The following is a 12,012-nucleotide window of genomic DNA, read 5'->3' on the forward strand; positions in this document are numbered from 1 at the left end:
GTGGTATGAGAATCAGTGCGTCAGCGCGCTGGCCAGCCGCTGCAGGCGGCCTCGCGCGGAACCGTCGATGACCTGCTCGCCCGTGTCGATGACGACACCGCCAAGCAACGCCGGATCGACGTGCGTATCCAGTTCGATCTCACGCTTGAAGCGGCGCTTCAGCGAAACGCGAAGCTTGTCCGACTCGGCGGCGTCGAGATCCATCGCGCTCGTGACCTTGACCAGCAGGGTCGACTCCGACTCACGCTTGTAGTCGTCGTACAGCGAGGCGATTTCCGGCAGGAGCGCCATGCGGCCGTTTTCCGCGAGTTCCTCGAGGAAGCGGGCGAACGGCGCCTCGGCGGCCATGCCTTGCGGCAGGTGCAGCGCGACCAGCTGGGTCGGCAGCACGCGCGGATCGTTGCCGAGGCCGGCGACGCGCTGGTCCGCGGCGACGAGCGCCGCGAAGTTCAGCGCCGACGACCAGTCGGCCAGCGAACCCGACGCATGCGCCACTTCGAAGGCGGCGCGTGCGTAGGGACGGGCGAGGGTGAGCGCCTGGGCCATGATCAGATCTCGGCGGCGAGCTGGTCGAGCAGGGCCTTGTGGGCCGCCGGATCGATTTCGCGCTGCACGATCTTCTCCGCGCCACGGACGGCGAGGGCGCCGACCTGCTCGCGAAGCTGCTCACGGGCACGCTGGGCCATCGAAGCGATCTCGTCCTGGGCCGAAGCCTTCAGGCGGTTGATCTCTTCGATCGCGTCGGCGCGGGCCTTCTCGAGAATCTGGTTGGCCTGCTGCTGCGCCTTGTCGATGATGTCCGTCGACTGCACGCGGGCCTGCTTGATCTCGGTGGCGACCTTGGCGTCGGCATCCTTCAGCTCGGCGCGGGCGCGCTCCGCCGCGGCGAGCCCTTCGGCCACCTTCTTCTGGCGTTCTTCGATGGCACCGTTGAGCTGGGGCCAGATGAACTTGGTGGTGAACCAGACCAGGATCGCAAAAGAGATCATCTGGCCCAGGAAGGTCATGTTAATTTCCATGATCTCTCCAAAGACTCCGAACGCTGGGGTACTGACGGTCGCCGTGACGCATTACGCCACGGCGACGAAGACGAACGCTTGCTCAGCCGCCGGCGGCGGTGCGCAGAACGCCGATCAGCGGGTTCGAGAAGGCGAGCAGCAGGGCGATGGCGAGGCCGATAATGAACGCGGCGTCGATCAGACCGGCGAGCAGGAACATGCGGCCCTGCAGCAGCGGAACCAGCTCCGGCTGACGAGCGGCCGACTCGAGGAACTTCGAGCCCATGATCGCGATGCCGAGGCAGGCGCCGAGCGCGCCGAGGCCGATGATCACGCCGATGGCGATGGCGGTCATGCCCTGCACGTGTGCGAAGAGTGCGGTGAGTTCCATGGTGTTCTCCTGGGATATCTAAGAATGACGAATGGGTGGAAACGAAACGAAACTGGACTGAGCGGTCTAACGTCGGTGCGGTGAGTTAGTGGTGTTCACGTGCCGTGGCGATATAGACGATCGTCAACATCATGAAGATGAACGCCTGGAGGGCGATGATCAGGATGTGGAAGATCGCCCAGGCCGTGTTGAACACGACACCAGGCACGAAGCCGATCCAGCTCACCATCAGGCCGGCGATCAGCATGAACACCAGTTCGCCACCGTACATGTTGCCGAAGAGTCGCATCGCGAGGGACACGGGCTTCGACAGGGTCTCGACGACGTTAAGAAGCAGATTCGGGATGAGCAGGACGATCTTGGCGCCCATGCTCTCCGCATGGAACGGCGCGGTGAGCATTTCCTTACCGAAACCGAAGCCGCCCTTGGCCTTGATGCCGTGGCCGATGACGATGAGGATCACCGCGAGGGCCAGACCGACCGTGGTGTTGATGTCAGCCGTGGGAACCTGGCGGAAATAGGTGTGATGCGCGACTTCGGCACCGCTGAACGTATGCACCAGCCAGCCGGGCAGATCCACCGGCAGCAGATCCATCGCGTTCATGAAGAACACCCACATGAAGATCGACAGCGCCAGCGGCGTGACCGTGCGGCGGTCGCCGTGGAAGGTGTCCTTCACCTGAGTGTCGACGAATTCGACGGCGAGTTCGACCAGCGCCTGACCCTTGGACGGGACACCCGACGTCGCCTTGCGGGCGAACAGCCAGAACCACAGGCAGAAGATGGCGCCCAGCACGAAGGACACCACGATCGAGTCGAGGCGGATGTTCCAGAACCAGAAATGATCGGCGCTGAAATTCACCGTCATGTGGTTCAGGTGGTGCTGGATGTATTCGGTCAGACCGCCTTGCGGTTCGCTCGCCATGCCTCAACCCTTGAATCTGAATGCAAATACGTTGACCGTGAAACCCGCTACCAACCCCACGAGCGCGGGCAGGAACGGCAGTTTCCACTGGACCAGAATGAGCGCCAGCCCGCCGACGAGGACGATCCAGCGAAGGATCATTCCCACCAGGAACCTCATGAACGTCGCCGCGCCTCCACCCAGCGCGCTGAACGCTCGCGCTGCGAAAAGCGCGTTGGCGATAGCGACGATCAGGGCGGCTGCAAACGCGGCCAGTCCGGCGGCACGCCCCTGCAGTGAAAAAGCGAGTCCCGCGATGATAGCCACCCCGATCTGCGCGATAACGACGCGCATGGCGAGATGACGACCGGCGGCAAGACTGTTGAGCAACGCGAGGCTCCCGTGGTTTCGCTCGAGGCGGCACCTTTGGTTCAACGGGCCACGGTCTAATCTGGAAAAGTATACCAGCGCCGTAAACGACGGGACAAGCGACGAAAGTCCAATAACCACCCGCCGGCGCGACCGTCCGTCGCGTCGTTGGCGAGGGAGCGGCGGTGGATCAGGCCCTGGCGGGCTGACCTACCAGCGCGCCGAGCGAGGTGGCCGTCTCAACGGCCACGTCGAATATGCCACCGGCGGCCGATGCGGCACGCTCGACGCCTTCCCGCTGGAGGTCCCCACCGCGCGCCATGATGGCGCGCATCGCGTTCGCATCTGTAGCGAGCATGGCATCGGCCATCAGGCCGGATGCCGCACGCGCATGCCCTTCCATCGCCTGCAGGTGCAGGTCGGCCACGCGCTCCATGCCACGCCAGGCCAGGGCCTGCGCGGAAGTAGCCTGCTCGACGAAGCGGGCAAGATCGGCGTAACCGTTTACGTGAGGCATCGAGTGCATCCGTGGGGAACGGGGAGGTGCCGGAGTGTAGACCTGTCTGCGGCGGCGCAGCAACCGCTAATTGTTGCGATGACAGCCTTTGCCTCAGTCGCCCGTGTATTCCGCACCCGAGGTACAGGTCTCGTTGACCACGACCTTGGCCAGACCCGGCACGTCGACACGCAGCCGCTGGAAGATCCAGCGCGCGAGGTTTTCACTGGTCGGATTCTCGAGACCTTCGATATCGTTGAGATAGTTGTGGTCGAGGCGGTCGTAGAGCGGCTGGAAGCGCGCCTTCAGGTCGCCGAAGTCCATGACCCAGCCGAAGACCGGGTCGACCGGGCCTTCCACGTGGAGCTCCACACGAAACGAATGACCGTGCAGCCGCGCGCACTTGTGGCCTTCGGGCACATTCGGCAAGCGATGCGCCGCCTCGATGTTGAACGTCTTATAGATACGCATGAGGGTGAATCGATCTCTGATGACTGGACAGTGTAGCGGACCGGCTTCAAACGATCTCAGCGACCGCCTTCACGACGTGGTTCGCATTTTCGAACCGTCAGGGCGTCGTTTCGTGGACTTTTACGACCGGAACGGTTGCAGTGGTAACTTGTCCGACGGAGCCGGGGGGCGTCCGTTGAGGGGATTCGTGCTCACTGAGGAGGCATCCATGTGCCTTGGTCGTGACTCGCTCGACCGCCCGCACCAGTGCGGGCTGGCCGAAGAAGTGTTTGCCGCCCTGCCCATGCCCTGCGTGGTGTGGCGCGATGAAGGCGGGCGCGCGGTGATGGTCAACGCCGCATTCCGGCGGGAGTTTGGCGTGGGCCGCGGAACAGCCGGACCGCGCTGGATCGCCGACCACCTGGAGCCTTCCGGCGGCGCCGACGAATTCGCCTTCCGCGATCCGCACGGCCAGCCTCGCCGCTATCGCGTGACCCGGCAGCGTCTCGAAGCACCCAGCGGTGCGTTCCAGGCCGTTTTCCTGATGCCCCTCTCCGATGATGAGAGCGTGGCGGCGGATTCTTCTCCTCCGGCCAGCCCCGTCTCGATCGCCGCCACGCGTCCGGACCTCGGCCTGACGCGAAGGGAATCGCAGGTGCTCGACGGAATCATGAGCGGCAAGCTCAACAAGGTCATCGCCAGCGAACTGCGGATCAGCCCGAAGACCGTGGAACTCCACCGCGCCAATCTGATGGCGAAGCTGCGCGTGCATAACGTCGTGGAACTGGCGAGGGCCGTGCTGGACGGGCCTCCCTCCCGTCCCGACGAGCGGGTCGCGGACACCGACCTGTCGGCCGCCTGAGGCATAAAAAAAGCCGCATCGTGACGATGCGGCTTTTCTCGTTTTGGTGGCTAGAGGCGGGCTCGAACCGCCGACCTCAGCATTATGAGTGCCGCGCTCTGACCAGCTGAGCTACCTAGCCATGGAACCTGGTCGTTCGTAAGCGAGGCTCACGAAGGCCGGGCAGTTTAATCGGGGCTGAGCTTCCGTTCAAGTGGTGCCTTGCCCCGTCTTCTCGCGCTGTGGTTGAATCGGGCCCATCGCGCACGTTTCCGGCCTGCAAGGCTGGCGCGCGGCATGGATTCGCGGAGGGCGGATGATCGACGCAGATGGCTATCGACCGAATGTGGGCATCGTTCTCCTCAATGGGGACGGGCGCCTGTTCTGGGCGCGCCGTGTCAATCGCGACGGCTGGCAGTTTCCTCAGGGGGGCATGCGCAGCGACGAAACGCCGCTGGAGGCCATGTATCGCGAGCTGGAAGAAGAGACCGGCCTGCTCGCCAAGCACGTGGAAGTCCTCGCCGAGACCCGTGGCTGGCTGCGCTACCGGTTGCCCAGCCGCTTCGTGAGACACCATCAGCGCCCCACCTGCATCGGCCAGAAGCAGGTGTGGTTCCTGCTGCGCCTCAAGTGCACCGAGGACACCTTTCGCCTGGATGCCTGCGAAAAGCCGGAGTTCGACCTCTGGCGCTGGGTCGATTTCTGGTATCCCGCCAACCACGTGGTGAACTTCAAACGCCAGGTGTACGAGCGCGCCTTACGTCAGTTCGCACCCACGGTCGAGACCGTCTGTTCGGTCACGGTGGGTACCTGCCCACAACAGGCCGAAGCCGAACGGCTCGCCCGCGGCGGCGAATGATGGCGCGGTAACCTCGCGGCTGAATTTCACATCTGTGTAGTTGACAATCGTTCGCATTCGTATTCGAATGCCGACCCATGTACATATGCATGTGCAACGCCGTCACCGACCACGCCATTCGCCGCGCCGCGGCCGATGGTGTCGAATCGTTCGCCGAGCTCCAGGCCCGCACCGGCTGTTCCGACTGCTGCGGCGCCTGTGAGTCCGAGGCCCGGCAATGCCTCCGTGAGGCGGTCTCCGAGATGCGCCCGGTGCTGAGCTTTCTCCCTACCCCGGCCTGATCTCGCGCCCGCCTTTGCGGACGCAAACCGTCTTCATTCTCGTTACGTCATCGCTTCTCCGCGAGTCGTATAGTCGCCGCTGAATATCCAGGGAGACACCCCCATGAAGGGCGACGCGAAGGTCATCGAATTCCTCAACAAGGTCCTCTACAACGAGCTGGCCGCCATCAACCAGTACTTCCTGCATTACAGGATGTTCAAGGACTGGGGCTACAACGAACTCGCCAAGCACGAGTACGAGGAGTCCATCGAGGAAATGAAGCACGCCGACAAGCTGATCGAGCGGATCCTGTTCCTCGACGGCCTGCCGAACCTTCAGCACCTGGGCAAGCTGCGCATCGGCGAGAACGTGGTCGAAGCGCTGCAGGGCGACCTGGATCTCGAAATGATCGCGACGAAGGATCTGCGCGAGGCCATTGCCTACAGCGAAGGCATCCACGACTTCGTCAGCCGCGACCTCTTCAAGTTCATCCTGGGCCAGGAAGAAGAGCACATCGACTGGCTGGAGACGCAGTTCAGTCTGATTTCGGACATCGGTCCGGAGCGCTACATGCTCAGCAAGGTCGGCTCGCTCGACAAGCACTGATCAGGTCGCTACAAAGCTACATAAGGCCGCCGCCAGGCGGCCTTTTTCGTGGAACGAGGCGGGGTTCCTTGACCGCGGCGGAAGCCGGGGGCTATACCATCCGGCCTTCACGCCTTCTCCACGGATCCATTCATGGCCCCAAGCCATCCACCCCGCTTCGTCGTGCGCCGGCTCGACGACATGTCCGTCGAGCGGCGAAAACGGCTGCTGATGGGCGCCGCGTGGCTAGGCAGCCTGTTCCTGACCACGCTGCTGACCTTGAGTCTGACGGCGGGCAAGGCGCCGGCCGGCAAGCCAGGCCATGGCCCCATCGTGGCGCACGAGACCGAGGCCGAAGACCTGCGCCAGCAGGTCGCCAACCTGCAGCGGGCGGGCCAGGTCAGCGAGATCGCCGCCAGGGAACTCAAGAGAAACCTCGCTGAGCGCGATGAGGAGATCAGTGGTCTGCGTACGGATCTGGCGTTTTATTCGCGCCTGGTCGGCGGTAACGGGCAGCGCGACGGCCTGAAAATCCAGGGCACACGCACCACGGCGATCAAGGGCGCGCCGAACGGATGGAACGTGGTGATCACTCTGACTCAGAACGCGCGCCGGGGCGATGAGGTCAAAGGCGATGTCCACCTCGCCGTGGAGGGTATCCAGGACAACAAGGTGCGTACCCTCGAAGGCGCCGCTCTCGGCCAGGCCGCATCCGTGGATGGTCTGCCCTTCGCCTTCCGGTATTTTCAACAGATCCAGGGCAGCTTCACGCTGCCGGCTGGGTTCCAGCCGACGCGGCTGCGCCTCGAAGCGCGGCCTGCCGGGGACGACACCGTCAGCGCCACCGTGCCCTGGGCCGAGGCAACACGCAACGACGAGGCAAGCGATGTTCAACAGTAAGGGGAAGAAGCAGGGGCCGGCCGTCGGTATCGCCGCCACGAGCCTGATCGCGCGGGGCGTGATCATTCGTGGAGACGTGCTTTTCAGCGGCTCGCTGCACCTGGATGGCGCGGTCGAGGGCTCCGTCCACGCCGACACGGGTAGCGACGGCTTTCTCACCATCAGTGAGACGGGACGCGTCACCGGGCGGATCGAGGTGCCACACGCAAGCATCAACGGCGGCGTGACCGGCGACATCGATGTGTCCGAAAGGCTCGAACTGGCGCCGCTGGCGCGTATCGAAGGCGACGTTCACTACCAGGTGCTGGAAATGGCCGCCGGTGCACAGGTCAACGGCAAGATGATCCATCGGGCGCCCCCGACCGTACGGCAGCTGGCCCAGGCGGGTATCGAGAAGACCCCGACGCTGTCCGAGGCTTGACCTGTAGCCGATCGGCGCCATTATGGGAGGCATGAACAACCCCTTCCCCATGGCTCCGTCGGCAGCCGCGCCGGATTACCGCTCGGCGGGTTCGCCCCTGATCTTTACCGAGGCCGCCGCACGAAAGGTGCACGAGCTGATCGACGAAGAGGGCAACCCCTCGCTCAAGCTCCGCGTGTATATCAGCGGAGGCGGCTGCTCGGGTTTCCAGTACGGCTTCACCTTCGACGAAGAGCAGGCCGAGGACGACCTGGCCGTATCGCGCGAGGGCGTGACCCTTGTCGTCGATCCGCTGTCGCTGCAGTACCTGACCGGCGCCGAGATCGATTACGCCGAGTCGTTCAGCGGTTCGCAGTTCGTGATTCGCAATCCGAACGCGAAGACCACGTGCGGCTGCGGCTCCTCGTTCAGCGCATGACCGGTCGTACCGCGTGAGCTACGGAACGGAGCGCCACACGCCCGTAGAAGGTCGCGTGCGGGATAACGTCTTCGCCGGCGTCGCCATCGACCGTATGGCCGAGCGCCGCGACGATCGTCTCTGGGTCGAAGAAACCGAACGCGCCGACGACACGCGCTTCCTGGTGCTGGACAGCGAAGGGCAGGCCTTCGTCGACGAGCGTGGCGAGCATCCTCAGTGGATGACTCCCGTGATGCGGGCCGAACGCTTCGGCGATGTGGTCTCCACGCTGCTGGGGATCGCCAACGGAACGGCATGGTTCGCGCTGGTGCTCGACGAGGCGCATGCTGAGATCTTCGTCGACCTGACCTCCGCGCGACGCATGTCGCTGCGCGAAGCCGGGTTGATCCTGCCGGCCTTCGAAGCGGGACTCTTCGCGTTCGCCAAGGGCATCACGCATTGGCAGCGGCAGACGCGTTTCTGCAGTCTCTGTGGTGCTCCCACGCTCGTCGTGGCTTCGGGACATCGCGTGCAGTGCACGAATCCCGACGGTCCGCACATGCATTTTCCCCGCACCGACGCCGCGATCATCGTGATCGTGGAGGACGGCGACCGTTGCCTGCTGGGCCGACAGCGCGGCTGGCCGGCGGGCCGGTATTCCACACTGGCCGGCTTCATCGAGCCGGGCGAGTCGCTCGAGGATGCGGTCAGGCGCGAAGTGCGCGAAGAGTCCGGCGTGGAGGTACTTCACGCGACCTACCACTCGTCACAGCCCTGGCCCCTGCCGGCCTCCCTGATGGTCGGTTTCACGGCCACGGCCAGAACCCGCGAGATCATCCTCCGCGACGACGAGCTGGAAGACGCCCGCTGGTTCACCGCCGACGACATCGTGTCCGGCATGCGTTCGGGTGAACTGGGCGTACCGCCGCCGCTATCGGTCTCGTATCGCCTGATCGAACACTGGCTGGCGCAGCGGAATATCTCCCTCGAGGAACTGATCGCGAGTTCGCCGGCCCGCTGACGGTTCGCCTACAATCGGGCCATCGATCTGCGGATTCCGCTTGCCATGGCTCTACGTCTCCTCGCGATTCTCATCTCCCTGGCCATCGTCTGGAGCGTGCCCCGGCTGGCGCGCTGGCGTGACGACCGCTGGTTCCGGGGCTGGGTCTCCCGCTTGAGCGATCTTTCCGGTCCCGGTCGCGTCGCGGTCGTGCTGCTGGTTCCCGTCATCGCGGCGGCGATCATCGCCGGCGTACTCCGTGCCCTGCCCTTCTTCGATCTGGCATGGCTGGCTTTCGCGATCGTCGTGCTGACCTACGCACTCGGACCCCGCGAAATCGAGACCGATATCGACGCGATCCTGCGTGCGAGCGATACGCTTCGCCGTGACGAGGCCCTGATCGCGCTCCGCCACGACGAAGAGACCCTTCCGTGGTTTGCGCCGGCTCTGGTCGAGGCCGCCTTTTACGGCGCGCTTCGTCGTCGCTTCGGCGTGCTGCTGTGGTTCCTGCTGCTCGGGCCGGCCGGCGCGCTCGGCTATCGCCTCGCGCAGTTGCTGGGTCGCGACGCGTCGCTATCCGTCGACACGGACACGCGTACCGCGGCACGTCGTCTGGCCGATGCGCTCGACTGGATTCCCGCCCACCTGATGGTTTTTGCGATGGCGCTGGTCTCCGATTTCGACGCCGTCATGGGCGCATGGAAGCAGTGGCATCGCACCTCGGGCAGCCCGCGCTCGCGGCTGGACCCGGACTTCCTGGGTGCTGTCGCCCGTGCCGGTGTCGATGCCGACGTGGAAGCCGGCGACGGCTACGCGCAGGACGTCAGCGACCCCGTCGTCGAACTCGAAGATGCTCGCCGGGTCATACGGCGCGTGCTTGTGGTCTGGCTGGCAATGGTTGCGCTGATCGTGCTGGCCGCCTGGGTGGCGTGATATCGACTTACGCTGATCTGAGGCGAAGCCCTACGCGCAAGTGATGGGTTGACTGAGCCAGACTCGGGGCGAAGGACTGACCTCGCCTCGTAGGGGAATGCGGCACGCTTCGTACTCCCCCCCTGCCAAGGATATGGCAACCATGAAAACCCGCACCCTTGCCCTGGTCCTGATGGCCAGCCTGAGCACTGGCGTACATGCCCATTCGCCGCCCGCCTCCGCACCGAACGACAGCGCCATCCACTTCCTGCGACTGAAGGCCCTCCCCGAGGCCATGGCCACGACTCAACGAGATCCGGCTCGCTGGCGAACCCCCGACGAACTCCGCGGCCTGTCCTACCGGGAAGCCGCCGCGGAGCGAGAACCCGTCGTCGCTTGGATCTCCGGTGACGCCCTGAGCGACGCCACCGTTCGTTCGCTTGCAAGCAAGGCTCTCCACGAGGGCATCGGCGTATTGGTGACCTCGCCCGAAGGGACCACCCGTCATGAGGCGGAAGTCTTCGGCATCGAAGGCCAGGGACGGACATCGCTGTACAGGCGTGGCAAGGATGGCGTACTGGAAGTCTCGACCCTCGACGACACCACAGCCGACGTCGAAACGTCCCAACGGCTCTATCGCGAGCTGGCGGCGGCTCCAGCGTTCAGGGCATTCGCGCGCAGCGCCACCCTGAACGGTGCGAACTCCGCGTCCGACGACATACCCGACCACGTGCCACACGAGCGCTTCCGCTACAAACCCATCAGCGCCCATGGAAACAAGGTCGTCCACGACATCGTCGTACTGCGCGATGCGCGCACCAGCGGGGACAGCAAGGTTATCGTCGTCAAGGCGGGTGTCGATATCGCGCCATGGGACAACGGCGTCTACGGCAAAAACCGCCCCGCCTTCGAACGTGATGGTATCCACGACTTCCTCGCCATCGCGGGTCGCTACGAATTCAGGACGCTTGTGGATTGGGAAGGCAAGGACCGTGGCCCGGAGCTCCGTCTGGACCGGATGGTTCCCGACACCTCGCCGGACGTGAATCGTTCCGTTGCGAAGAGCAGCCAGGTGAGCACGTCCTATGGCGTCAGCACCGCATTCAAGGCTGAGGATGCACTCAAGGGTATCGGCATCTCCGCCATCGGCAAGGTCCCGTTCGAATTCTCCGCCAATCGCACGTACACCGACTCCACCTCGGTATCGATGGAGACGGAGTCCTATTACATCGACGCCGTGACCGAGAATTACGGCCGAGCCCAGGGCGTGACCTGGAACATGCACCTCGCCAACGATGTCGCAGGCAGCCCCGGATACTTCAACGCGAAGAGCAAGTACAAAGTCAGCACGGCGATGGTCACGCCGATGATGCGCAAAGCCTCCGCCCAGCTGATGTCGGTATGGCGAGTCCGTGGCGACTACGAAGGAAATCTGCTGATCGGTACGGGCGGGCGCGTCGAGAATCGACGCTACGGATGGAACCGATCGATGGGCGTTTCCTGGGACCGCAGCTCCGATGTCCATCCCGACTACACGGCCGACATTCCATGGTGGTTCTGGCACAAGGGCAACGACCCGTGGGCGCATCTCCGCCAGGTACCCGCGCAGCCGACGCAAGTGGTAAAGATCAACCTTGGCTCACCCTTTCTCACGTCCAGCCCGACGGTGCTGATTCAGTCGAGCAGCGGCGAAGGCCTGTGCATCACCCAGGGCCCCTTTGACGAGAAAGCCGGCGCCGCCCAGCTCACGGAATGCGACGAAGCCGAAAGCCATCGCGCCCAGCAATGGAACATGGATTCGGAAGGCCGATACCGCAACCGCGAGAGTGCGCAGTGCCTTCAGATCGACACGAAGAGTGGCACAGTCGGCACGGCGAAGTGCGCCATTCGTCACAACCAGCGCTGGAAGTGGGCCGCGGATCGCGTCGTGTCCCTGATGGACGGGGGCACGCATCATCGCCTCGAAGTGTCGAATGACTCGCTGATCGCAAAGTTCGATGCCGTGCGACATGATGAAGTCGTGGTCAACACGGAAAACGCGTTGCTGCCACCGTGGAGCAACTATCCGCTGGCACCGTCACCTGGCAGCACCATTCCACGCCTGTCGACGAATTCGCCGACGGTGCCGGACAGCTACCTGAGCTACCGTCGCGTACCGGCGACGGAGCGTTGGCAGACGATCCCCCTCAGTCGCTGAAGCAGGAAAATCGAATCGCCGGCGCTCAACG

Annotated in this window: 17 protein-coding genes and 1 tRNA gene; 10 read left to right on the forward strand and 8 right to left on the reverse strand. The window is 64.3% G+C overall.

The window, feature by feature from the left end:
- Positions 1–12 precede the first annotated feature (12 nt).
- The 7 genes from J2X57_RS06995 to queD all read right to left on the reverse strand — a co-directional run bounded on the left by J2X57_RS06995 (position 13) and on the right by queD (position 3,629).
- On the reverse strand, positions 13–546 hold the full coding sequence (locus tag J2X57_RS06995; protein ID WP_036109524.1) for a F0F1 ATP synthase subunit delta: 534 nt from the start codon (positions 544–546) through the stop codon (positions 13–15).
- Positions 547–548: 2 nt separating this feature from the next.
- Complete coding sequence (locus J2X57_RS07000; RefSeq protein WP_036109523.1) at positions 549–1,019, reverse strand: F0F1 ATP synthase subunit B; 471 nt, start codon at positions 1,017–1,019, stop codon at positions 549–551.
- An 82-nt stretch (positions 1,020–1,101) separates the two neighbouring features.
- Positions 1,102–1,389 (reverse strand): F0F1 ATP synthase subunit C, encoded by a 288-nt coding sequence (gene atpE / locus J2X57_RS07005; protein WP_036109522.1) that lies wholly within the window; start codon positions 1,387–1,389, stop codon positions 1,102–1,104.
- A gap of 85 nt (positions 1,390–1,474) precedes the next feature.
- Positions 1,475–2,314, reverse strand: a complete 840-nt coding sequence (gene atpB / locus J2X57_RS07010) for a F0F1 ATP synthase subunit A (RefSeq protein WP_036109521.1) — start codon at positions 2,312–2,314, stop codon at positions 1,475–1,477.
- A 3-nt stretch (positions 2,315–2,317) separates the two neighbouring features.
- Positions 2,318–2,647 (reverse strand): ATP synthase subunit I, encoded by a 330-nt coding sequence (locus tag J2X57_RS07015; protein ID WP_081907632.1) that lies wholly within the window; start codon positions 2,645–2,647, stop codon positions 2,318–2,320.
- A gap of 205 nt (positions 2,648–2,852) precedes the next feature.
- Positions 2,853–3,179: a phasin family protein gene (locus J2X57_RS07020; RefSeq protein WP_036109519.1), complete on the reverse strand. Its 327-nt coding sequence runs from the start codon at positions 3,177–3,179 to the stop codon at positions 2,853–2,855.
- A 93-nt stretch (positions 3,180–3,272) separates the two neighbouring features.
- The gene (gene queD, locus J2X57_RS07025) at positions 3,273–3,629 is read right to left on the reverse strand and encodes a 6-carboxytetrahydropterin synthase QueD (RefSeq protein ID WP_036109518.1); all 357 of its coding nucleotides are present in this window, start codon (positions 3,627–3,629) and stop codon (positions 3,273–3,275) included.
- A gap of 208 nt (positions 3,630–3,837) precedes the next feature.
- Here queD and J2X57_RS07030 point away from each other — a divergent pair, with 208 nt between their 5' ends.
- On the forward strand, positions 3,838–4,470 hold the full coding sequence (locus J2X57_RS07030; RefSeq protein ID WP_309865234.1) for a LuxR family transcriptional regulator: 633 nt from the start codon (positions 3,838–3,840) through the stop codon (positions 4,468–4,470).
- 44 nt (positions 4,471–4,514) lie between these two features.
- Here J2X57_RS07030 and J2X57_RS07035 read toward each other — a convergent pair.
- Positions 4,515–4,591: transfer RNA gene (locus J2X57_RS07035), tRNA-Met, on the reverse strand.
- Positions 4,592–4,765: 174 nt separating this feature from the next.
- Between J2X57_RS07035 and J2X57_RS07040 the strand changes: the two genes are divergently transcribed.
- From J2X57_RS07040 to J2X57_RS07080, 9 genes are all read left to right on the forward strand, one after another.
- Positions 4,766–5,308 (forward strand): RNA pyrophosphohydrolase, encoded by a 543-nt coding sequence (locus tag J2X57_RS07040; RefSeq protein WP_036109517.1) that lies wholly within the window; start codon positions 4,766–4,768, stop codon positions 5,306–5,308.
- Between the two features lie 77 nt (positions 5,309–5,385).
- Complete coding sequence (locus J2X57_RS07045; protein WP_036109516.1) at positions 5,386–5,589, forward strand: (2Fe-2S)-binding protein; 204 nt, start codon at positions 5,386–5,388, stop codon at positions 5,587–5,589.
- A 103-nt stretch (positions 5,590–5,692) separates the two neighbouring features.
- Positions 5,693–6,175, forward strand: a complete 483-nt coding sequence (gene bfr, locus J2X57_RS07050) for a bacterioferritin (RefSeq protein ID WP_036109515.1) — start codon at positions 5,693–5,695, stop codon at positions 6,173–6,175.
- Positions 6,176–6,307: 132 nt separating this feature from the next.
- The gene (locus J2X57_RS07055) at positions 6,308–7,054 is read left to right on the forward strand and encodes a DUF6776 family protein (RefSeq protein ID WP_309865237.1); all 747 of its coding nucleotides are present in this window, start codon (positions 6,308–6,310) and stop codon (positions 7,052–7,054) included.
- A complete protein-coding gene (locus tag J2X57_RS07060; RefSeq protein ID WP_309865240.1) occupies positions 7,041–7,475 on the forward strand; it encodes a polymer-forming cytoskeletal protein in 435 nt (144 codons plus the stop codon). The genes J2X57_RS07055 and J2X57_RS07060 overlap by 14 nt, the downstream gene beginning before the upstream one ends.
- A 31-nt stretch (positions 7,476–7,506) precedes the next feature.
- A complete protein-coding gene (gene erpA / locus J2X57_RS07065; protein WP_036109513.1) occupies positions 7,507–7,893 on the forward strand; it encodes an iron-sulfur cluster insertion protein ErpA in 387 nt (128 codons plus the stop codon).
- A 13-nt stretch (positions 7,894–7,906) separates the two neighbouring features.
- Positions 7,907–8,893, forward strand: coding sequence for an NAD(+) diphosphatase (gene nudC, locus J2X57_RS07070; RefSeq protein ID WP_309865242.1), 987 nt, complete (start codon positions 7,907–7,909; stop codon positions 8,891–8,893).
- A 45-nt stretch (positions 8,894–8,938) separates the two neighbouring features.
- A complete protein-coding gene (locus tag J2X57_RS07075; protein ID WP_309865245.1) occupies positions 8,939–9,805 on the forward strand; it encodes a cobalamin biosynthesis protein in 867 nt (288 codons plus the stop codon).
- A gap of 142 nt (positions 9,806–9,947) precedes the next feature.
- Positions 9,948–11,981 (forward strand): RICIN domain-containing protein, encoded by a 2,034-nt coding sequence (locus J2X57_RS07080; protein WP_309865247.1) that lies wholly within the window; start codon positions 9,948–9,950, stop codon positions 11,979–11,981.
- Positions 11,982–12,012 lie beyond the last annotated feature (31 nt).

The organism is Luteibacter sp. 1214 (assembly GCF_031455395.1).
In the GTDB taxonomy this organism is placed as follows: Bacteria; Pseudomonadota; Gammaproteobacteria; order Xanthomonadales; family Rhodanobacteraceae; genus Luteibacter; species Luteibacter mycovicinus.